The organism is Croceivirga sp. JEA036, assembly GCF_011882165.1.
GTDB lineage: Bacteria > Bacteroidota > Bacteroidia > Flavobacteriales > Flavobacteriaceae > Croceivirga.
The window spans coordinates 69,866-90,159 of record NZ_JAATON010000004.1; the positions used below are offsets into that span (position 1 = coordinate 69,866).

General features: G+C 36.7%; 25 protein-coding genes. 10 read left to right on the forward strand and 15 right to left on the reverse strand.

The features are described from left to right. Positions 1–64 precede the first annotated feature (64 nt). From HCO57_RS11470 to HCO57_RS11505, 8 genes are all read left to right on the forward strand, one after another. A complete protein-coding gene (locus tag HCO57_RS11470) occupies positions 65–1,171 on the forward strand; it encodes an adenylate kinase (RefSeq protein ID WP_167989152.1) in 1,107 nt (368 codons plus the stop codon). A 25-nt stretch (positions 1,172–1,196) separates the two neighbouring features. After that, positions 1,197–2,198, forward strand: coding sequence for a GTPase ObgE (gene obgE / locus HCO57_RS11475; protein ID WP_167989153.1), 1,002 nt, complete (start codon positions 1,197–1,199; stop codon positions 2,196–2,198). A 58-nt stretch (positions 2,199–2,256) separates the two neighbouring features. Next, the gene (locus tag HCO57_RS11480) at positions 2,257–2,781 is read left to right on the forward strand and encodes a DUF4136 domain-containing protein (protein WP_136951655.1); all 525 of its coding nucleotides are present in this window, start codon (positions 2,257–2,259) and stop codon (positions 2,779–2,781) included. Between the two features lie 143 nt (positions 2,782–2,924). Continuing rightward, the gene (locus HCO57_RS11485) at positions 2,925–5,234 is read left to right on the forward strand and encodes an alpha/beta hydrolase family protein (RefSeq protein WP_167989154.1); all 2,310 of its coding nucleotides are present in this window, start codon (positions 2,925–2,927) and stop codon (positions 5,232–5,234) included. A gap of 303 nt (positions 5,235–5,537) precedes the next feature. Further along, positions 5,538–5,726 carry a hypothetical protein gene (locus HCO57_RS11490; RefSeq protein ID WP_167989155.1) on the forward strand — a complete coding sequence of 63 codons (189 nt, stop codon included), beginning with the start codon at positions 5,538–5,540 and terminating at the stop codon, positions 5,724–5,726. Between the two features lie 3 nt (positions 5,727–5,729). Continuing rightward, complete coding sequence (locus HCO57_RS11495) at positions 5,730–6,014, forward strand: hypothetical protein (RefSeq protein ID WP_167989156.1); 285 nt, start codon at positions 5,730–5,732, stop codon at positions 6,012–6,014. A 23-nt stretch (positions 6,015–6,037) separates the two neighbouring features. After that, a complete protein-coding gene (locus tag HCO57_RS11500; RefSeq protein ID WP_167989157.1) occupies positions 6,038–7,111 on the forward strand; it encodes a sensor histidine kinase in 1,074 nt (357 codons plus the stop codon). Then, complete coding sequence (locus HCO57_RS11505) at positions 7,108–7,842, forward strand: LytR/AlgR family response regulator transcription factor (protein ID WP_136951650.1); 735 nt, start codon at positions 7,108–7,110, stop codon at positions 7,840–7,842. Before HCO57_RS11500 ends, HCO57_RS11505 begins: the two co-directional genes overlap by 4 nt. Here the strand turns inward: HCO57_RS11505 and HCO57_RS11510 are convergent, their stop codons facing one another. Together HCO57_RS11510 and HCO57_RS11515 are read right to left on the reverse strand one after the other, a co-directional pair. Further along, complete coding sequence (locus tag HCO57_RS11510; protein WP_167989158.1) at positions 7,843–8,628, reverse strand: SDR family oxidoreductase; 786 nt, start codon at positions 8,626–8,628, stop codon at positions 7,843–7,845. It abuts the gene before it with no gap. Between the two features lie 4 nt (positions 8,629–8,632). After that, a complete protein-coding gene (locus HCO57_RS11515; protein WP_167989159.1) occupies positions 8,633–8,944 on the reverse strand; it encodes a cupin domain-containing protein in 312 nt (103 codons plus the stop codon). 76 nt (positions 8,945–9,020) lie between these two features. Between HCO57_RS11515 and HCO57_RS11520 the strand changes: the two genes are divergently transcribed. Beyond that, entirely contained in the window at positions 9,021–10,373 is a 1,353-nt protein-coding gene (locus HCO57_RS11520) for a UDP-N-acetylmuramate--L-alanine ligase (RefSeq protein WP_167989160.1), read from the forward strand. 59 nt (positions 10,374–10,432) lie between these two features. Here the strand turns inward: HCO57_RS11520 and HCO57_RS11525 are convergent, their stop codons facing one another. From HCO57_RS11525 to HCO57_RS11585, 13 genes are all read right to left on the reverse strand, one after another. After that, complete coding sequence (locus tag HCO57_RS11525) at positions 10,433–10,834, reverse strand: DoxX family protein (protein WP_136951646.1); 402 nt, start codon at positions 10,832–10,834, stop codon at positions 10,433–10,435. A gap of 118 nt (positions 10,835–10,952) precedes the next feature. After that, positions 10,953–11,474 carry an SRPBCC family protein gene (locus HCO57_RS11530; RefSeq protein ID WP_167989161.1) on the reverse strand — a complete coding sequence of 174 codons (522 nt, stop codon included), beginning with the start codon at positions 11,472–11,474 and terminating at the stop codon, positions 10,953–10,955. Between the two features lie 11 nt (positions 11,475–11,485). Continuing rightward, on the reverse strand, positions 11,486–11,824 hold the full coding sequence (locus tag HCO57_RS11535; protein WP_209066155.1) for a YciI family protein: 339 nt from the start codon (positions 11,822–11,824) through the stop codon (positions 11,486–11,488). A gap of 103 nt (positions 11,825–11,927) precedes the next feature. After that, a complete protein-coding gene (locus HCO57_RS11540) occupies positions 11,928–12,440 on the reverse strand; it encodes a GNAT family N-acetyltransferase (protein ID WP_167989162.1) in 513 nt (170 codons plus the stop codon). 168 nt (positions 12,441–12,608) lie between these two features. Beyond that, positions 12,609–13,298, reverse strand: a complete 690-nt coding sequence (locus HCO57_RS11545) for a DUF6624 domain-containing protein (protein ID WP_167989163.1) — start codon at positions 13,296–13,298, stop codon at positions 12,609–12,611. A gap of 804 nt (positions 13,299–14,102) precedes the next feature. Beyond that, a complete protein-coding gene (locus tag HCO57_RS11550; protein ID WP_167989164.1) occupies positions 14,103–14,777 on the reverse strand; it encodes a hypothetical protein in 675 nt (224 codons plus the stop codon). A 128-nt stretch (positions 14,778–14,905) separates the two neighbouring features. Next, positions 14,906–16,009, reverse strand: a complete 1,104-nt coding sequence (locus HCO57_RS11555) for a hypothetical protein (protein ID WP_167989165.1) — start codon at positions 16,007–16,009, stop codon at positions 14,906–14,908. 145 nt (positions 16,010–16,154) lie between these two features. Then, positions 16,155–16,568, reverse strand: a complete 414-nt coding sequence (locus tag HCO57_RS11560; RefSeq protein WP_167989166.1) for a UPF0158 family protein — start codon at positions 16,566–16,568, stop codon at positions 16,155–16,157. A 78-nt stretch (positions 16,569–16,646) separates the two neighbouring features. Then, entirely contained in the window at positions 16,647–17,066 is a 420-nt protein-coding gene (locus HCO57_RS11565; protein WP_167989167.1) for a hypothetical protein, read from the reverse strand. A 186-nt stretch (positions 17,067–17,252) separates the two neighbouring features. After that, positions 17,253–17,636 carry a hypothetical protein gene (locus HCO57_RS11570; protein WP_167989168.1) on the reverse strand — a complete coding sequence of 128 codons (384 nt, stop codon included), beginning with the start codon at positions 17,634–17,636 and terminating at the stop codon, positions 17,253–17,255. A gap of 120 nt (positions 17,637–17,756) precedes the next feature. Further along, positions 17,757–18,473 carry a hypothetical protein gene (locus HCO57_RS11575; RefSeq protein WP_167989169.1) on the reverse strand — a complete coding sequence of 239 codons (717 nt, stop codon included), beginning with the start codon at positions 18,471–18,473 and terminating at the stop codon, positions 17,757–17,759. 2 nt (positions 18,474–18,475) lie between these two features. Then, positions 18,476–19,057 (reverse strand): Crp/Fnr family transcriptional regulator, encoded by a 582-nt coding sequence (locus HCO57_RS11580; protein ID WP_167989170.1) that lies wholly within the window; start codon positions 19,055–19,057, stop codon positions 18,476–18,478. After that, positions 19,058–19,501 (reverse strand): DUF1569 domain-containing protein, encoded by a 444-nt coding sequence (locus HCO57_RS11585; RefSeq protein ID WP_136951247.1) that lies wholly within the window; start codon positions 19,499–19,501, stop codon positions 19,058–19,060. It abuts the gene before it with no gap. An 83-nt stretch (positions 19,502–19,584) separates the two neighbouring features. Between HCO57_RS11585 and radC the strand changes: the two genes are divergently transcribed. Then, positions 19,585–20,283: a RadC family protein gene (radC, locus tag HCO57_RS11590; RefSeq protein WP_167989171.1), complete on the forward strand. Its 699-nt coding sequence runs from the start codon at positions 19,585–19,587 to the stop codon at positions 20,281–20,283. The last annotated feature ends 11 nt before the right edge of the window (positions 20,284–20,294 follow it).

Consider the following 20,294-nt stretch of genomic DNA (forward strand, 5'->3'; position numbering starts at 1 on the left):
GTTTTAGGCGTTAAGGGCCATTAAAAAATAGTATATTTGCCCACTGCAAAAACAGGGGACACAGGTGATACAATTGCACGATAAATTTTTTAAGCCGTATTTGAGCGAGGCTCAGATACTCAATGCCGTAGAAAAAATGGCACTTGCCATTGCGGAAGATTATAAAGATGAAGTGCCTTTGTTCGTTGGTGTGCTCAACGGTTCTTTTATGTTTGTGTCAGATTTTCTTAAAGCCTATCCCCATCCATGTGAGGTTTCTTTTGTAAAGCTAAGTTCTTACCAAGGCCTTACCTCTACAGGGATAGTAGAAACCCTTTTGGATGTTTCTGAAGATATAGCGGGTAAGAGCGTAATTATTTTGGAAGATATTATAGATACGGGCCGTACATTGCAGCAGTTGGTGCATTTGTTTTCTGATACCAATGTAAAGGAGTTTAAGATTGCTTCCTTATTTTACAAATCCGAAATTTATAATGGGGAGTATGCCATAGATTATTTTGGCATGGACATACCCAACAATTTTATAGTTGGCTACGGACTAGATTACAATGAACTTGGCCGTAACCTAAGAGAAGTGTATACACTAAACCAAACAAATATGATAAACCTAGTGCTTTTTGGTAAGCCAGGGGCAGGTAAAGGCACCCAAGCAGGATTTTTAAAAGAAAAATACAATTTAAAACACATTTCTACTGGAGATGTTTTTAGATACAATATTAAAAACCAGACGGAGCTAGGAACACTGGCTAAGTCTTTTATTGATAAGGGCGAATTAGTGCCAGATGAGGTTACCATTAATATGCTCAAGGATGAGGTAGAAAAAAATCCGGATGCAGCAGGATTTATCTTTGATGGTTTTCCTAGAACCACAGCGCAAGCAGAAGCTTTGGATAACTTCTTGGAGTCTAAAGACATGAAGGTAGATGCTACCATAGCCTTAGAAGCAGAAGACGATATTTTGGTGCAACGTTTATTGGAGCGCGGTAAAGTTAGCGGCAGAACGGATGATCAAGATGAGTCCAAAATCCGTAACCGATTTGATGAGTACAATGAAAAAACAGCGCCATTAAAGGCTTACTATGAGGCGCAAGGTAAATTACATTCCGTGAACGGAATTGGAGAAATAGAAGCTATTACAGAGCGTATAAGAACGGTAATAGAGTCGCTTTAAAAATAGGGCAGTAGTTAGTTAAGTTATGACCGAAGGGAATTTTGTTGATTACGTAAAAGTACATGTTAACTCTGGCAAAGGTGGCCAGGGGTCTACGCATTTACGTAGAGAAAAGTTCGTGGCCAAGGGTGGCCCGGATGGCGGTGATGGTGGTCGTGGAGGTCATGTTATAATCAAGGGGAACAAAAACCTTTGGACACTGGTACACTACAAATTTAAAAAACACTTTAAAGCAGGGCACGGAGAACACGGTAGTAGACAACGTAGTACCGGTGCAGACGGTGCAGATGTCTATCTAGAAGTGCCTTTGGGTACCGTGGTAAGAGATACGGAGTCTAACGCCATTCTTTTTGAGATTGCGGAAGATGGAGAAGAAAAAATCCTTGCAAAAGGGGGGTTAGGCGGGCGCGGTAACTGGCATTTTAAAAGTGCAACCAACCAAACCCCGCGTTACGCGCAGCCAGGTTTGCCGGGAGAAGAAAAGCACTTAACCTTAGAGCTAAAAGTGTTAGCAGATGTTGGCTTGGTAGGGTTTCCTAATGCGGGGAAATCTACCTTACTTTCCGTAATAACATCGGCGAAACCAAAAATAGCTGACTATGAATTTACTACGCTAAAACCTAATTTGGGTATTGTAGAGTATCGTGATTTTCAAAGTTTTGTTATGGCAGATATCCCAGGAATTATTGAGGGAGCTGCAGAAGGTAAAGGTTTAGGTCATTACTTTTTAAGACACATAGAACGTAACGCAACCTTGTTGTTTTTAATCCCTGCGGATAGTAAGGACATATCAAAAGAATATCAAATACTTTTGGACGAGTTAAGAAGATACAATCCAGAGCTATTGGATAAACAACGTTTAGTGGCTATTTCTAAAGCAGACATGTTAGATGATGAGCTAATTAGTGAAATGGATGGCTTATTGAAAGAAGATTTTAAAGATGTGGAATACATTTTTATTTCTTCCGTTGCTCAAAAAGGAATTCAAGAGCTAAAAGATAAGCTGTGGGCTATGCTTAACAATTAATAACATAAACAGTATCCCAAGAACTCATCATTATTTGTACTTTGTCTAAAAGTAAGTTATGAAAAGAGTACTTCTACTTTTAATTGTAATTGTTTTTGCCTCTTGTGCAGGAACACGAGTGGTATACGATTATGATGAAACCACAAATTTTACAAATTATGCAAGGTATACTTATTATCCAGAAATGGAATCTGGCCTTAGTCAGTTAGATGAAAAAAGATTACTTCGTGTTTTAGATTCTACCCTTTTAGCTAAAGGTTTTATAATGGCAGAGGAACCAGATTTTTATGTTAATGTATCGAGTTCTTCATATCGCACTCCACCGCAGAATAATGTAGGTGTAGGTGTTGGGGGTACGGGCAGAAACGTTGGTGGGGGCATATCCATCGGTTTGCCTATTGGTAATTCCGGTATGCAACGGAGCATACAATTTGATTTTGTAGACGTAGCCAAAGACCAGCTGTTTTGGCAGGCTATCGCAGAGCAATCTTTTAGAGATAATGCTTCACCTTCGGTAAGGGAACAACAACTAAAAGCGGTGGTAGACAAGGTCTTTAAAAAGTTTCCGCCTTATACCAAATAACTTTCCGTTCACTAGTTTAAAATTACCGCTGCTCATAAATCCATGTTATAGCCAATAACTTTCTAGTACTTTTAATTTTAGATAGTGGGTAACAAATCAATCATTTTACCTACTCATATTCACAATCAATTAAAAGTAACACTATGAACACAATCAAAAAGCAAGCAGTAATAGTATTGTTTTGTATGCTTAGCGCGTTTAGCCTAGCCGCACAAGACATTGCAGGTAGCTGGAAGGGAAATTTAGAGGTACAGGGTACGGAATTACCTTTAATTTTTAACATCACAAATGCCTCTGGTGAACTATCCAGTACCATGGATAGTCCTACACAGGGCGCAACGGGCATCCCCATGGATGTTACCACTTTAAGCGATAAAGAATTAACAATAGAATTTAAACAAGGGGGAATTAAGTACGTTGGTGTATGGGATAATGCCAATATTAATGGTACTTTTTACCAAGGCGGAATGGAGTTCCCTTTAATGCTTATGAAGACAGAAAAAACAATTCCTGGTAATCCGGCTTTAGTAAGTTCGGAGGCCGATTTACAACAATTGCAAGCCTTAGATAAAGGAGATTACAAATACAGTGTAGAAGATTATTTTGCAAGACCCAAAGCTTCTTCTTTCCGCTTTTCGCCAGACGGTAAATATATGTCTTACATGGAAAAAGACGCTAAAGGTAAACGCCATGTAATGGTTAAAAATGTAGCCACCGGTGATGTTAAGATGGCCGTGGAGGAAAAGGAAGAGCTCATTAGAGGTTATGCGTGGTTAAACAACAATCGTTTAGCCTATTTAATGGATAAAGGTGGGGATGAAAATTACCATGTATATGCCGCCAATCTGGATGGCAGTAATACTATGGATTTAACTCCTTTTGAAGGGGTTAAGGCAGAGTTTTCTAATTTATTGAAAGAAGACAAAAACCACATTATTGTTTCTATGAACAAAAACAACCCACAAGTTTTTGAACCGTTTAAGGTGAATATAGAAACCGGAGCTTTGGAGCAATTGTTTAAGAACGAAGACCCACAAAACCCAATTATGGGGTACGACTTTGATAAAGATGGAAACCTTAAGGGCTATGCTAAAATGGTAAATGGGGTAGATATGCAGTATTATTATGCAGATGGTAACGGCGGGTATACCCTATTTAAAGAGTTAAATTGGAAAGATACTTTTTCTGTTTTGGCATTTGACTATGCTACGGACAATCCAGATGATGCTTATGTACTTACCAACTTGGAGAGCGATAAGACCAAAATTATAAAGTTCGATTTTAAGACGGGTAAAACCTTGGAAGAGGTATACCAACATCCAGATTATGATGTTTCCAATTTGTCTATTTCTAAAAAGCGTGGGTACGAGTTAGACTATGTAGCCTACGAGGGAGATAAGTACCAGCTAGTACCTATTAGTACGTCTTTTAAAAAACTACACAAACGCATTGCTCAAAAATTTCCGAATCAACAATTTTATCTTACAGATGCTACGGAAGATGAAAACCAAGTGTTGTTATACATTACAAGTGATAAGTTGTATGGCGAATACTATTCTTATGATGTAGCTAAAGACGAATTTACCTTTCTGTTTGATTTAATGCCGCAGCTTAAGGAAGAAGACATGGCAGAAATGCGGCCAATAACGTTCAAAAGTAGGGACGGTAAAACCATACACGGTTATATTACCTTGCCCAAAGCAGCTTTAGAAGGCCAGAAAGTACCGGTAATAGTAAACCCACATGGTGGCCCACAAGGTATTAGAGATAGTTGGGGCTTTAATCCAGAAGCTCAGTTATTTGCTAGTAGAGGTTACGCTACTTTACAGGTTAATTTTAGAATTTCTGGAGGTTACGGTAGAGAATTTTTAGAGTCTGGCTTTAAGCAAATTGGTAGAAAAGCTATGGACGACGTAGAAGATGGCTTACAGTATGTGGTAGACCAAGGCTGGGTAGATAAGGATAAGGCAGCCATTTATGGAGGTAGCCATGGTGGTTATGCGGTACTACGTGGGCTAACCAAAACACCAGACTTGTATGCCTGCGGTGTAGATTATGTGGGAGTGTCTAATCTGTTTACGTTTATGGATTCTTTTCCAGAGTATTGGAAGCCTTATTTAGAGATTGTACAAGAGATTTGGTACGACCCTAATGTTCCAGAGGAAAAGAAAATTATGGAAGAGGTTTCTCCCGTTAATCACATAGATAAAATTAAAAAGCCCTTGTTTGTAGTGCAGGGTGCCAATGACCCAAGAGTTAATATTAACGAATCTGACCAAATAGTAGAGGGCTTAAGAGCTAAAGGCCAAGCGGTACCTTATATGGTAAAGTATGATGAAGGCCATGGGTTCGGCAAAGAAGAAAACCGTATTGAATTGTACAAGGCTATGATGGGCTTTTTTGCAGAACATTTAAATACCCAACAACCCATTAAAAAAGCGGTAAAAGGCTAGTAAATACAGGGTTTTTAAAATATTTAAGGGAGCTACGGCTCCCTTTTTTTGTTTTGTAAAATGGCTGATTTTCAACTGGGTATAATTAGCTTACCGTTCGGGCAAGGGAACTTACCATTCGTCATAATTTAGTTTCAAAAACAGCATCGTGGTAGTAGTTTAGCTGTATAATTAAAAACGGACAGCATGGTAACAATTGTAAAAATAATAGTAAGCTTAGTACTAAGCATTTTTATGTAATTCATCAATCATCAATCAACAATCAACAATCATCAATCATTAATCATCAAAAAACAAGTCATCATGAAAACAATGGACATCACAAAGAGAACAGTATTAGGTATAGGTAGTTTAGCTATCCTTTCAGGAACTTTCGGAATTTTTGCCGGTGCGGCAACAATGACAGTAGCGTTTGCTATCTACACCGGTTGTATACTTATTGGCAGCGTACTATTGCACAAAGACGGTATAACTAATTATACAAAAGCATAGTTTATGAAATTAACCATCAACCAATCCTTACTACTGGCAGCTGCCATTTTGTTGGCAGCTGTTTTACTTTCTAATGTAGCTAATAATGAGCTTATTATTAGTTCTGTGATGCTTTCGGGTGGTATAGGTACACTGGTGTATACTTTTTTTAAAGACAAAAGGGCTTTGCATTGTTTAATAACAAAGGGGAATATCTATCGTAAGATTTTAGTGATAATCGCTTTGGCGGCCTTGTGCTTTGGCGTTGGTACGGCAGTAGGTAAAGTTGCCTATCTTTGGATAGGATAATTAGAAAACGGTAACTCATATACATGGCAAAAAGCGTTTGGGATAGGTATAGAAACCTTTTGTTTTGGAGCATTCAAGTAATTTCTTGGGGTGCTATTTTAGGTTTTGCCTATGTGTTTACACCAGATGTAGACGGGTTTAAATCTTCTGGCTTTTTAAAATTTTCTTTAGCAACCAGCTTTGTAATTGGACTGTTTTGTACTGGATTGCTTAGAGCTTATTTAAAGCGAAAAATTGAACTCAACGATTTTAAAAAGCGCTACTGGCTCTGGATATTTATAAGCGTTATAGTTTGTGCTGCCGCTTATGCGTTACTTTCTTACGCTGCGGGCTATTTATCGCATCGATTTTTTGAATCTGACGTTACTAAAGTTCCGGATATCTACAAAAACGCCGGTTGGGGCGTGCTTATTGCCAATTCTTTCATTACTATTTTTGGTTGGACCATGCTCTATTTTGCCATAAAGTTGATGTTAAAATCTAACCAAGACCATTTAGAGCGTACAGAACTCAACAGCAATTTAAAACAAGCGCAGTTGAATACCCTTAAAGGACAGATTAATCCACATTTTATGTTCAATAGTTTAAATAACATAAGGGGGTTGATGTTAGAAGATGTAGAACGTTCTAGGGAAATGATTACCAAACTGTCCGAGATGCTTCGGTATTCTTTAACACAGAATGCTAAAAACTCCATAGCGTTAGAAGAAGAACTAGAAATGGTGGCTAATTACATCGATTTGTCTAAAATTCAGTTTGAAGAACGGTTGCAATTTGTGACTAACATAGCGCCAGAAACCAAGAGTTTGCAAATACCTCCAATGATTATTCAATTGCTGGTAGAGAATGCCGCAAAACACGGTATTTCTAATTTAAAAAACGGCGGTACCATCGCCCTAATCACGAAAAAAGAAGCTACTGATTTGCTTATAGAGGTACGTAATTCTGGAAAGTTACAACTGGCAAAAGGGGGAACTCATTTAGGACTAAAAAATATTAGGCAACGCTTGCAATTGCTGTATGGCGCCAAAGCCAGTTTTTCGCTTACGGAAGATGGAGATGAGGTTGTGGCTTTAATAAAAATTCCTTTGATATGATGATAAAAGCAGTCATTGTAGAAGACTCCCGTTTGGCACGTAATGAGCTTAAAGAGCTATTGAAAAAACACAAGGATATAGAGCTTTTAGGAGAAGCAGAAAATGTAGACGAAGGGTTTAAATTGATAAATGAAACCAACCCAGATTTACTGTTTTTAGATATTAACATGCCAGAAAAAGATGGGTTTGAGTTGTTAGAAATGTTGGATGAGGTGCCCATCACCATTTTTACGACCGCTTTTGATGAGTACGCTATTAAATCTTTTGAATACAACGCTCTTGATTATCTTTTAAAACCCATAAACCAAAAGCGGTTTGATAAGAGTATAGAAAAAGTACAGGGAATCTTGCAAGAAGAACAGGCGACGGAACCCACCAATGCGCAAGAGGCGCGGTTAAACCTACAAAGTCAGATTTTTATTAAAGATGGCGAAAAATGCTGGTTGTTAAAGATTGGAGAAATATCGCATTTTGAAATAGTGGGCAATTATACCCGTGTCTTTTTCCAGGACCAAAAACCGATGTTGTATAAATCTTTGCAACAAGTGGAAGATAAGCTGCCACAAGAACAATTTTTTAGGGTAAGCAGGCAGCAAATTGTAAATATTGGTTTTATAAAGGAGGTAATTCCGTGGTTTAATGGCAAGCTAAAGCTAAGCATGCAAAATGGAGACGAGATAGAAGTATCTCGCCGCCAATCGTATTTGTTTAAAGACAAGTTGAGCTTGTAACTACATACTTTTTAAGAGCCCACCGTCTAACGGAATGTTGGTGCCCGTTAAAAAAGCGGCCTTATCTGATGCTAAAAAAGTAACCAAGTAACCATATTCTTCTGGCTTGCCAATACGCTTTACAGGAACCATATCCTCCATAGTACGGCGTACTTCTTCTTGAGAAACATTCATCTTTTCTGCTTTTTTTGCATTTAATTGGGCTATACGGTCCGTATCAAAATACCCCGTAAGGATGTTGTTTACAGTTATACCAAACTGGCCAACATCTAAAGATAAACCTTTGGCCCATGTGGTCACGGCCGCCCGTACCGTATTGCTTAACGCCAAATAGTTTAAAGGCTCTTTTACAGAAATAGAGGCCACATTAATAATACGACCCCAACCATTTTCTTGCATTTTGGGTAAGGCTTTTTCTGTTGTATAGACCACCGTTTTAAATAACAAATCAAATGCCTGTTGGTAATCGGCTACCGTTTTTTCTAACGCACCGCCAGCAGCGGGTCCTTGCGTATTATTTACCAGAATGTCTACGGTGTTTTGTTCAAAATAGGTGTTTATGATTCGTTGGTAATTCTCAAAATCGGTAAAATCTACTAAAAGATATTGATGTTGTTGCCCTTGGTCCGTAGGCAGTTCTTTTAAAATTGCTAGGAGTTTCTCTACACGATGCGACATTAAAGTCACACTAGCTCCACTTGCGGCTAACTCTTTAGCAATAGCCAAACCAATACCGTTAGAGCTACCACCCACCAATGCCTTTTTTCCTTTAACTGATACTTCCATATGCTTACTTATAATCTTCCCTTGCTGGGGTAAATACGTCCATGAGTTTGCAAGGAGTTATGGCTTTTCCCCCGTGTGGTACGTTAGAAGGAATTACCACTACATCTCCCGCAACATAGGTTTTGCTTTCACCGTTAAGGCTAAAATCAAACTGGCCTGCTACCACATGCATAATTTGTTCGTGAATATGGTGATGTTCTGGTACTATGGCGCCAGCTTCAACCTCCCAGAAGGCCCAGCTCAACGCATCGCCATGGATTAATTTACCATGTAGACCTGGTATAATTTCTTTAGCAGTTATGTCTTTTAAGTTCATTTTGGTGTTATTTAGCCATCAAGATAAAAATAATCCTAAGACGCATTGGTTATCTTTGGGTTATAATTAGAATTCAATGAAAATACATTTTATCGCTATTGGGGGCAGTGCTATGCATAATCTAGCTTTAGCCTTACAGCATAAAGGATACCAGATAACAGGCAGTGACGACATCATCTACGAACCCTCTAAAAGTCGGTTAGAAAACAAGGGTTTGCTACCCTTAGAATTTGGATGGTACCCAGAAAAAATAACCGAATCTTTAGACGCTGTCATCTTAGGGATGCATGCCAAACCAGATAATCCAGAGTTACTGCGAGCTAAGGAATTGGGTGTGACTATTTATTCTTATCCCGAATTTTTATACGAACAGTCTAAAGACAAAACTCGAGTAGTTATAGGCGGTAGTCATGGTAAGACCACTATCACTTCTATGATTTTACACGTATTGGCGTATAATAACATAGCGGTAGATTACATGGTAGGGGCACAATTAGACGGTTTTGATAGAATGGTGCACCTTACCACGGAAAACGATTTTATAGTTATAGAGGGCGATGAGTATTTATCTTCACCCATAGATAGGCGCCCTAAATTTCATTTATACCAACCTAACATTGCCCTACTGTCTGGCATTGCTTGGGACCACATTAATGTTTTTCCTACTTACGAAAACTATGTGGAGCAATTCAAAATTTTTGTAGATGGCATTGTGCGTGGTGGTAGTATTACCTATAATACGGAAGATGTAGCGGTAAAAGATGTTGTAAAAGCTTCTGAGAATACCATTCGTAAATTTCCTTATGAAACACCAGCATACACGGTAGCGGATGGCACAACGTATTTAGAGACAGAAGATGGCCCCATGCCGTTAGAAATATTTGGACAACATAACTTAAACAATCTTGCCGGTGCCAAATGGATTTGCCAACAAATGGGGGTAGATGAAGTGGATTTCTACGAGGCTATCTCAACTTTTAAAGGGGCGAGTAAGCGTTTAGAAAAAATAGGAGCGAATAAAAATGCAGTAGCTTTTAAGGATTTTGCACATTCGCCCAGTAAAGTAAAAGCGACAACCAACGCCGTTAAAGAGCAATACCCCAATAAAAAGGTGTTGGCTTGCCTAGAATTGCATACCTATAGTAGTTTAAATGCCGAATTTTTAAAGGAATACAAAGGGGCTTTACAAGCAGCAGATGAAGCTGTGGTTTTTTATTCGCCAGAAGCTGTAAAAATAAAACAGTTAGAAGAAGTTTCTGAACAAGATATTGCAGCGGCATTTGCAAGAGAAGATTTGAACATTTATACAGATCCAGCAGACTTTAAAGAGTTTCTTTTTTCGCAACCGATGGAAAATATGGTCTTGCTTTTAATGAGCTCTGGTAATTACGGCGGTTTGGACTTTAAAGAAGTTTCTAAGTTATTTTAAAACATAAAACCCGTTCAGACTCAATTGAACGGGTTTTTTAGAGTTTAATGAACTGCTTTTTAAACTCTATGCCAAACAAGCGATTTTTTTTCTTCTACATCTTCCTCTGTCTGCTCCACACGCTTGTAAAGTATGTAAGTGACCAATAGCGGTATTAAGCAGAGTACTGCGGAGGCACCATTGCCAAAATCAGACACTAGGTGTGCAATAAAGCCTAACACTAGATTTAAGAAAAACCCAGCGTACGCCCATTCTATAAACCATTGTCCTTTATTAAAAACCAACAACACTACTCCTAAAACTTGTGCTGCACCTAAAATCTCTATAAGGTAGGTAGGGTATCCAAGTTTTACAAAAGTTTCTGCCACTACATCGTAATTAACAATAGAATTGGCAACTGCTCCTAACATGGCCAGACAAAAAAGGCCTAAGCTTAACCGATAGATTAGTTTATTATTCATAACTGTAAGGTTTGGGATTACCAATTTACACAGTAAAAGCTCCCTAGTAAGTATGGTGTAGTTGTAATTTACATTACTGAAGGTCAATGGCGTAAAAGGATAGATGAATGGTTTTACGCTATTCTACAGAGGCCTTTAAAAGCTGTAAACCTCTTGCATTTAATTGTTGCATTTGCTTTTTTGTTCCAAACAGCCACATGAAGATGGCATTCATAGTTCCTGATTTTAGCTCAAATTTTTGAATAACCTTGGTGGCGTTACCGACAGGTACAAATAGGTAGGTAAATTGGGGTGCTGCCGTATAGGGCTTTTCTATAGTACATTTAAACACCAGCTTGGCTTGTTCTTCCATAGCTGTTAATTCTTGGTAGCCTATATCTTTACCTTGGTTGCCAACCCAATGGTATTGTGCCCCTATAGTACCATCTGTACCGGTTACGGTTATCTTTTGGTTAGGGTCTACCTCTAAAAACGGGCTCCACTCTGGGAATTTTTCTAAATACCGTACCTGATTAAATACACGTTCTAAAGGAGCCTGTATGGTAATGCTGTTTTCTAAGTAAATATGTTTGGTAGCGTTAGCAGCTATTAATACAAAAACAATACCTGTCAGCAATATGGCGATTAGGATATACATCATCTTTTTCATTTTTAATCTTGCATTGGAATTATAGTTCTTACTTCTACATAACCACCCAGTTGTAGTATGGGCGAGTTTTGGGCTAAAGCACAAGCTTCTTCCATAGAATTGGCTTTAATTACCATGTTGCCGCCAATTATTTCCTTGGATGTTATACCGCTATTTGGGGTATGGCCCACATATTGCAAGGGTTGCCCTAATTGATGGGTGCTCACTAATTTTTCTTTTAGGGCGATGGTACCTATAAATTGCCCCCAAGCATTAGCTACTGTTTCTTCTTCTTCCGAAGATAGTTTTACTGCGTCTGGTTGATACTTAAAAAGCATCATAAATAAAGTCTCGTTGTTCATTTGATTGTTTTTAAATGATTACGAGCCAAAACTAGAAGAGCGTAAACAGAAAAAACTTGTCATAAGACAAGAAAGTAGTATAGTTTATTGTTAGCTACCGGATTTAGTCTATTTTTAGTTTCATCATAATGTCAGTTTGTTCATCATTTCCGAGCCTGAAAATATGTTTGTCAAACGCTTTAAATCCATTTTTTTCATAAAATCTGATAGCTCTTGGATTTTGTTCCCAAACTCCCAACCAAACATATTCCACATTATTTTCTTTCGCCAACTCAATTGCTTTGCCATAGAGAATCTGTCCAACTTTTTTTCCGTGAAATTCTTTTAGTACATAAATTCGTTCTATTTCGAGTGCGTTTTTATCTTTAATTTCGGTTTGAGAATCTCCAACATTTATTTTTAAATATCCGATTATTTTTTTGTCAAGTTCCGCAAAGTAAAATTCAGCGTTTTGGTCCGTTAGTTCTGCAGCCAGTTTTTCTGTTGAAAATGCGTTTTCCAAATATTCTTTCATATTCTCTTCGCTATTTTCTGAAGAAAAAGTTTGGGCAAAAGTTAATTTTCCTATTTCTTTTAGTTTTTCAATATCCTGAATATTTACTTTTCTGATTTTCATTTACTGTCGCACGGTTTTTTTTTAGCATACAGCCAACTGTTAGCACTATGAGTAGTTGCGTGGGCTGGCACTAAACTTTACAAGTACACACCAAGTTGGAAATTCCGTAGGAATTTCCAAAGTAGACGATAACAAGCAATTACTTTTATCCAATGTTGTAACCAGTTTTTACAATTCACTTAATTCGTTAATTTCATATAACTTAAATTCAACATCCATTTCTTTTAAATATTCTTCAACAGTTTGCACAAATCCAGCTTGTTTTCTCCAGACATTTATTGAATCCACATTTTTAATAGGCCAAAGAAAATATATCCATTCACCTTTCCTATTGGCTTGTCCTTTTATCTGAGTTCCGTAAATCTGTTCAAGCCCTTGTTCCATTAAATTTCTATCTTCCATCATTGCTAAAGAAGTTTGAGAGATGTCTCCATTTTTTGTGGCTTCTCTAATCAGTGGAAGATATTTGTTTATTTTATTCGAGTGTTGAATTACATAAAATATAGCTTTATTAGCAGGTTCTCCAACAAGTGATTTACTTGGATATCCGAATTTGTCTATAATGTTTTCAACTTCAACTATATTGATACTGTCAATTTTACGCATTAAGTTGAACTTTCTATTTCCGTCTATATCATTTTCAGATAAGTTCATTTGAGTGAGTAGTTCAGTTTTTCTTTTATCAGATAAGTTTCCGTTTACAATTTCTCTTATTCCTTGGTCTTTTAATAAAATGGATTCAAGTGTGCTTTTTAATTCAAGGTTAATGTTTTCCTTTTCAGAATTGTCTTTTTTGTCATTTCTGTTACAAGAAATTAATGTTAAAAGGGTTAAGAAAATAATTTTAAAGGATTTCATTTTTCTCCAATTATGCATAACGGTGAGTATAAGCGTAGTAGCGGGTTTAGTAAACAGAACCTTCCATTTGTGCAGATATTGGCTTAAAAACAAAGCGGTCAGGGTATGTGCCTCAACCGCTATTGCCTTTATACCATGTTATGCCACTTTGATAAAATATATTGATATCAGAATAGTGCTCAACACCCCTAATAACAAGTACCAAATGTTTTTTTTGGGGATACTATTTTCTCTTGTCTTAAAGAGAGTAATGAGACTTATAACAATCATTCCTATTAGAATCGTTAATCTTAAATTCCATTCAATATCTAACCTCCTTATGAATATAAGGTATAGTGTTAATAATATAAACGGAATAAATTTAGCAGCCTTAGTCATTACAATCATTATTTGGTTTTCTATTTCTTATATGAACTTATAAACCCAACAGCTAAAATTACTAAAAGCCATCTTTGAACACAAATATTAATATTATTGAATAGCGGACTTTGACCTCCGAAAAAAGTTCCAATTAAATACCCAACATTAATTATTCCAGCTATTAAGAATAGATACTTTGTGATTTTTTCCATTATATTTTTTATTTATTTCTGTTTGTTTGTTAATGAAAGGCAACGGTTTGGCTACGAAAAGTTCGGGGTTGAAAAGCGCTAGTCTTCAATTTGGCAAGAACCCAAACGAACCATTTTTGAATTGGTTTATTGTTGGAAATCAATTTACAAAATTGTGAGCGTTGTTGTTAGAAAATCACTTTCGTCTAAAACATTAGCCCGCATTACTTATAGGCGTTGTTGTACGTCGTATTTATCTCGTTTCGAACTTGAAAGAAACTGTTTTCCATCTATTTCCGAAGATTTTGTCTTTTTCCATTGTCCAATCCGCACCCATTGCTGCTACTAGATAAATATCTTTAATATTAAGTCCAAAATCTTCATTGAATTTTCCTTCTTTTAATTCGATAATTCTGCCTAATTTTTGTCCAGTTAATTCAGAAAACTTTTTCGCTTTTAGCTTAGCTTTTTTTACTAATTTTTCGAAAAGTCTTTCTTCCCACGAATCGTTTTCATTGAATGTTATTTGTCCAACATTACCTGTTATGAAATCAAATTTTTTCAAATCGGCGGTAAGATTATCTATTTCGCTAGATTTTAATAGACTAATGGAAAAGCCTAAGTTCCAAATTCCAGAATAACCATTTATTTGGTATTTCTCTTCGTTCAATGGTCGAAAGTCATAGTTCTTAGATTTAAGGAAACTTTCTAATTCCTCAAGTTTTGACCTAATTTCTTTTTTTTTTGATTCTGTTATTCCAGTTGAACTTTCCCTATAATCGGCGAAACTGTCATAGTTTATTTTTACTTGATATTCAAATTGGATTGGCTTCAAATGAATAGAATCTTTCACTTCTATTTCAATGAATCCAGTTTGTGCAAACCCTAAACGACTAAGAAGGATAATGAAATAAAATAGTTTTCTCATAATTTTAACGATATGGCGTATAACAACCAAGTATCCGTTATTTTACGAATACCTCTTTTGTATAAAACTACTAAATTTTAAAGCGGTAAAAAATACATTTTTAAACTTTAGGTTTTGGTAAACAATTGTTACTGTCTAGCCTCAATTTGTAATTGTTTTCTAACATAGTCGTTTAATTGAAACCTAGGTATTCCTAGGTGCTTTTCAATAGCTTTATAGTAGTCCTCATCAGTTTTACCGCTAGACATAAATTTTGTGAGTAAACCCCAACCTCCCTTATCTACTATTTTTTTTGCTATCAACCCCCCTATTACATAATGATAAGCGGTTTCGTTATCCAAGTTTTTTAGTAAAAGCATTTGGTTTAGGTCTATCTCTGTATGTTGCTGTAAATAGCGGTTTGTTTTTTTTATATGCCAATCCAAGCTTTTTCCACGACTTCCACCCAATAGTGTGGCTATGCCTTCGGAAGCCCAAAAATGCATATTTGGAAAGTGCTCGTCTATTTGAACATGAAAAGCTTCGTGCGGATAGTATTCTCCTAAACCTCCGCAATACACTTTATCGTCAGTAGCTTTACCACTTGGTTTTGAGGGGCCACCCATTCCTAGATAATAATCTAAGCCTTTTAGTTTTTGGATTTCATCGTATTCATGAGCAAGGTAGTATTCAAATGGTTTTGGTTGTATACCAAAGTGCGTACAAGTTATATTTACAAAATCGTTGAGTTCTTCAGCCTTATCGTAATTAAATTGATGAGATATTGGGTAGTAAAAGTCCACAATGCCAACGGTTGTACATTGCCAAGTCTCTTTATTAATGGTCAAGGCATTAAATAGTTTAAACGTTCCATTTTCTTTTTTCGCAAAATAGTTGGCTATTGCTAAAACATAAGGGCTGCCATCTTCTTTGCAATACGAAAACTGTGCTTTAATTTGATAGGTGCCGTTTATGGATGTTAAGCTTAAAATATGAACGGGAAACCCCATGTAAAGTGATGGTTGAAATTCACCCTCCAAGAAGTCAAAATTTGTATGTTTCTCTTGTTCTTCAAAATTCCAATATGGGTTTGTTTCTTTGTTCTGGGGATTAGAAGCTAAGTAGTTTTCAAAGAGCTTAAGAACCTCATTAGCTTCTGCATCTGTTGCATCTACCACGTAGTTGTAAGTCACTTTTTGTCCTAAAGCGTAGGCACTTAAAAAAAGGAGAAGTATAATTTTAAGTTGTTTCATGCTGCAGTTTTTAATGTGGCAAATGTTGTGGAATTTTACGTAGTGAAAATTACGTCTTAAAACTAAAGGTTACTTAAAAAATAGGATTTGCATTGGAGCAAATTTAACCCTAGTGAATTAGGGTATATGTGTGTAGCACTAGCTTTTATTTTAGTAATTCGGCCTGTTGCCTCACAAATTCTATATAAATCTTATTCTTATAATCAAACCATTGGTTTCTAAAGTCAGACGCATCGATTAAATTTCTATAATTCCTAAAGGGTTTAGGCTTGGTCAATGCCAATAGCAACTTGCTTTTAAAAAGGGAATCTTCCAAGGATTTGGCAAAGTCTTCCATTACCTTGAAACTTTGGTTTGTATCCATTTTTTCAAATCGAATATAATTTTCCTTTTCACTATCAATTCTTTGGATGACATCGGTCCAATGTTCGGGCTCAAAATAAGGATGGTTCACATCTGGATGGTATTCAATTTGTCCGGTTTGTGGATGATAAAAACAATCCATACCGGTATCTAGAAGTTCACTAATTTTTTTTAAATTTTCTTCGCTCAATTTCATTTTTTGATATGTTGGCGGTCTCGTATAGCTGTCAGTTAAGGATTAAATTAGCGATTATTTTTGGTTTAGTAATTGCGGTTATATATTGTTGGCAAATGGGTTTTTTTCAGATGGTAAATTCAATTCCGTTAGTATTTTATTCAGTTCAGTTAGCGAGTCTTTGTCAATTAATTCTGTATTGATTTTCAATTCCCTTTGCTCTGTTTTCAGTGTGTAATCTCCAGCAAATTTTTTAATCCAATTTATATCATTCAAGTTTATCCGTTTTCCAAATCCATAAAGTCCATTTTTTCGAATAGTTCCGTTTTCAATAGTCAGATATTGATTTGTCAAATCGTATAAAAAATGTCCTATATATAAAATTCCAGCTAATAAATATCCATAATCTGTCCACCTTATTTTATCATCTTCTGTCAGATTTAAAATTCCTAATGCAAACCATACTAATCCGAGAATTAGATTTAAGTACAATCTTTTCTTTTTAAATTTTATTTTCATTTCTGCGTTTCGGTTTATCGCTTTTTGCTAACGTTTTAGTATAACCGTCAGTTACGGGCTTAAATGTACTACATTTTGTTTAAGCACTGACCGTAGCAATTTCGGATGGATTTGGACGCGAGTCAAATCCGCCGTAATTGCGGTTATACATTGTTGTGCGCTGGCTTTTCATTTTTTATTTGTTATTCAAGTTAGATAAGAGTAGGCAACACACAGCAAAATTATCAGTCCAATTATAATTCTAAAATATTTCTGTTGCCTTGCCTTTCGGTCAAATCCATCCTTCTTTAATTCCCACGAAAAAATAATCTCAAATAGTGTCGGAAATGGACTTAAAATAAAATCACAGATATGATAACTTTCATTTGCCATTTTTTTCTTTTCAATTCGGTCTCTCTTTTTTGAGAGATATTTTGCTGTTTCGATTTTTTTCGACTCAACATTCCGATTAATTAACTCATTATTTGCAAGGTGAACAGCTTTCGGATTCCACTTATCGGGAGCTCCAACAATTTGTAACAACTCATCCGTTGCTCTTGATTTAATTGGTGGTGTAAAATCGTCTGTCATTTTTAAAATTCCGAATTGTTTTGTCGGCTTGCGCACAACAACAAAATATCCGTCGTTTAACGAATACCTCTTTCGTATAAAACTACTAAAATTTAAGTTGGCAAACGCTCCTTTTTTTAGTTACGGTTTTGATACATCCATAGTAGTTTCCCATTTCAATAGCTTTTTGTAAATAGTAACATGCAGAAAAATAATGGTGGCTGGGGCAAAGGCGGGGATAAAACAGTAGGGGAAGGTGGTAAGAATATCCACTCCCATGGTACCCGTTTTTATATTCCATTTGGTCAATAACACCGCCGTAAAAGAGGTAGCAAGTATATCTAATAGGCCAAAGGTGTTCCAAATCCAAGTTAAGCGCTTGGCATACCTTTTCTGTTGTTTTATGGCTTTAACTACATAAAGGGAACTCAATGCGGTTATAATATCTCCCGTGCCAGCAATAAGCGCAAACGTTTTGGGTAGCGTGTCCAAGGCCCAAAGCACAAGAAAAAAACCTCCAATTAATCTAAAAATGTGCAATTGTACCCAAGCAGCTAATGGCGTGTTTTGTACTAGTTTTTTATAAAATGTGGTTTGATGGATTACTACAAGGTGAAAAGCTAAAAGTGGTAGCGTGGTTAATACAATGATTCTGGGAGGTAAGCTTACCACACTAAAATACCCGTTGTATTGTAGTAGGAGCACGCCCAATAGAAAAAAGAGATAAAACAACAGTACCAATACGCTATTGATGTTACTGCTATACTGGCGTACCAGCTGCACAATTAAGATTAGCGGAGCTAAAAAGGCAATTAAAAATAAAATGCTTAGCTCAAACGGAACTTGGTCTGTAATCATGGTTAAGGTGATTTTGCTATTTCTTTTCTAATTCTACTTAAAGACGTATCCGTAATACCTAGATAGGTTGCCAAATGTTTTAAGGGGGCATGTTGCAGCAACGCTGGTTGCTGCTGCATTAAACGCAAATACCTATCCTTTGCGGGTTCTGCAATTACTGCTAGGGAATGACTTTTTAGCTCAAAATAGCTGTTGACTAATCGGGTGCGGCCCACTTCTCTAAAGGCTTCAATATGAAATAATTTCATAAAATTGTTGAAGGTGATGCGCCACGCTTTGCCTTCTGTAAGCGCTACTATGCGCTCTTTACAGGGCTGTTTTAAAAAGTAGGAATTCCAATCAATTACAATATCCAGTGGGCAGAAAAATTTGGTGGTAATATCATTACCGTGGGTATCGTAAATAGAAGACCGTAAATAACCGCTTTCCAAGAAATAATAGTAATTGGCGGGTTTACCACTCTCAATCAAGGTGTCATTTTTAGCAAAGTCAACTTCCGTAAATTGTTCGGTGATTAGTTGTAAATCTGCTACTGAAAAATTCTCAGGCTTAAAAATTTGATGCAAGAAACAGTGAGTATCCATTTACACACCAAATTGTTTAAAATGATGGTCTAAATGTTTATACTCCAATTGTCCCCATTGGTCTTTGGTAAAAGCGCCAAAAAGTGGGTGCGGATTCCATGTTTCTCTTGTTTTTACTTCGTGGCAATCGGTTATTAGCGCTTTTAGCTTTTCAATTTCCGTAGTAAAATCTTTCTCTTCTTTAGCTTTAAGTTCTGGCGCCGTTGGTAGATTTTTACGCCAGGGTTTATCATTATATAATGATTTTTTAAAAAACCATCGAACTAAAAAATTACCGTTCACCTTAGTCTTTTTATTCGTTACCGCTAGTTGTAGCGGGTATTGGCAATGCCAAGCCATTTGTGCGGCACTCATTTTACCCCAACCACGAGGGGAATCTGGGGTTAGTTTATCGGCTCTAGCCATTAGTTCTTCGTAAGCTTCGGTATCAAAAATAGATTTCATAAGGTGTTGGTATTTAGAGCTTCAAATTACAAAATAGCGATAAATTATCTGGGCAAAAATTAAATTTCGGTTATATTTAGCCCATGCAAGAAAAAGCACAATCGTTTTCCATAAAACACTGGTCAGACGATGATAAGCCTAGAGAAAAATTAGTAGCTAAAGGAAGAACAGCACTCTCAGACGCAGAACTCATAGCCATACTTATTGGTTCTGGGAGTAGGGAAGAGTCTGCCGTAGAATTGTCTAAACGTATTTTAGCGGTTGCGGATAACAATTTAAACGAATTGGGAAAACTTAGCATAAAACAACTGATGCAATTTAAAGGGATTGGCGAAGCTAAGGCTGTTAGTATTGCTGCAGCTTTGGAAATAGGGCGTAGACGTAGGGGAGAAGCAGCAGCAAAAATTACAAAAATTACCTGTAGTAAAGATGTGTTTGAATTGTTGCAACCATTGCTGGGCGATTTACCTCATGAAGAGTTTTGGATTGTTTACCTAAACAACAGTAATAAAGTGTTGTTTAAAGAGCAGTTAAGTAAAGGCGGCATTACTGGAACCTTGGTAGATGTACGGTTGGTCATGAAAAATGCCTTGGAGCAAGGTGCAGTGGGTCTTATTCTAGCGCACAATCATCCCTCGGGCACATTAAAAGCCAGCACTGCAGATAAGCAAATTACCCAAAAATTAAAATCGGCTGCGGAAGTGCTAGATATAAAAGTATTGGATCATTTAATCATAACACAAACCGCTTATTTTAGTTTTGCAGATGAGGGGGTGTTGTAATACCTACCATG

Excerpts from the sequence above, each read along its gene's own strand:
- obgE (WP_167989153.1), top strand. The coding sequence starts at position 1,197 with ATGACCGAAGGGAATTTTGTTGATTACGTAAAAGTACATGTTAACTCT.
- HCO57_RS11480 (WP_136951655.1), top strand. The coding sequence starts at position 2,257 with ATGAAAAGAGTACTTCTACTTTTAATTGTAATTGTTTTTGCCTCTTGT.
- HCO57_RS11485 (WP_167989154.1), top strand. The coding sequence starts at position 2,925 with ATGAACACAATCAAAAAGCAAGCAGTAATAGTATTGTTTTGTATGCTT.
- HCO57_RS11490 (WP_167989155.1), top strand. The coding sequence starts at position 5,538 with ATGAAAACAATGGACATCACAAAGAGAACAGTATTAGGTATAGGTAGT.
- HCO57_RS11495 (WP_167989156.1), top strand. The coding sequence starts at position 5,730 with ATGAAATTAACCATCAACCAATCCTTACTACTGGCAGCTGCCATTTTG.
- HCO57_RS11500 (WP_167989157.1), top strand. The coding sequence starts at position 6,038 with ATGGCAAAAAGCGTTTGGGATAGGTATAGAAACCTTTTGTTTTGGAGC.
- HCO57_RS11505 (WP_136951650.1), top strand. The coding sequence starts at position 7,108 with ATGATGATAAAAGCAGTCATTGTAGAAGACTCCCGTTTGGCACGTAAT.
- HCO57_RS11510 (WP_167989158.1), bottom strand. The coding sequence starts at position 8,628 with ATGGAAGTATCAGTTAAAGGAAAAAAGGCATTGGTGGGTGGTAGCTCT.
- HCO57_RS11515 (WP_167989159.1), bottom strand. The coding sequence starts at position 8,944 with ATGAACTTAAAAGACATAACTGCTAAAGAAATTATACCAGGTCTACAT.
- HCO57_RS11520 (WP_167989160.1), top strand. The coding sequence starts at position 9,021 with ATGAAAATACATTTTATCGCTATTGGGGGCAGTGCTATGCATAATCTA.
- HCO57_RS11525 (WP_136951646.1), bottom strand. The coding sequence starts at position 10,834 with ATGAATAATAAACTAATCTATCGGTTAAGCTTAGGCCTTTTTTGTCTG.
- HCO57_RS11530 (WP_167989161.1), bottom strand. The coding sequence starts at position 11,474 with ATGATGTATATCCTAATCGCCATATTGCTGACAGGTATTGTTTTTGTA.
- HCO57_RS11535 (WP_209066155.1), bottom strand. The coding sequence starts at position 11,824 with ATGAACAACGAGACTTTATTTATGATGCTTTTTAAGTATCAACCAGAC.
- HCO57_RS11540 (WP_167989162.1), bottom strand. The coding sequence starts at position 12,440 with ATGAAAATCAGAAAAGTAAATATTCAGGATATTGAAAAACTAAAAGAA.
- HCO57_RS11545 (WP_167989163.1), bottom strand. The coding sequence starts at position 13,298 with ATGAAATCCTTTAAAATTATTTTCTTAACCCTTTTAACATTAATTTCT.
- HCO57_RS11550 (WP_167989164.1), bottom strand. The coding sequence starts at position 14,777 with ATGAGAAAACTATTTTATTTCATTATCCTTCTTAGTCGTTTAGGGTTT.
- HCO57_RS11555 (WP_167989165.1), bottom strand. The coding sequence starts at position 16,009 with ATGAAACAACTTAAAATTATACTTCTCCTTTTTTTAAGTGCCTACGCT.
- HCO57_RS11560 (WP_167989166.1), bottom strand. The coding sequence starts at position 16,568 with ATGAAATTGAGCGAAGAAAATTTAAAAAAAATTAGTGAACTTCTAGAT.
- HCO57_RS11565 (WP_167989167.1), bottom strand. The coding sequence starts at position 17,066 with ATGAAAATAAAATTTAAAAAGAAAAGATTGTACTTAAATCTAATTCTC.
- HCO57_RS11570 (WP_167989168.1), bottom strand. The coding sequence starts at position 17,636 with ATGACAGACGATTTTACACCACCAATTAAATCAAGAGCAACGGATGAG.
- HCO57_RS11575 (WP_167989169.1), bottom strand. The coding sequence starts at position 18,473 with ATGATTACAGACCAAGTTCCGTTTGAGCTAAGCATTTTATTTTTAATT.
- HCO57_RS11580 (WP_167989170.1), bottom strand. The coding sequence starts at position 19,057 with ATGGATACTCACTGTTTCTTGCATCAAATTTTTAAGCCTGAGAATTTT.
- HCO57_RS11585 (WP_136951247.1), bottom strand. The coding sequence starts at position 19,501 with ATGAAATCTATTTTTGATACCGAAGCTTACGAAGAACTAATGGCTAGA.
- radC (WP_167989171.1), top strand. The coding sequence starts at position 19,585 with ATGCAAGAAAAAGCACAATCGTTTTCCATAAAACACTGGTCAGACGAT.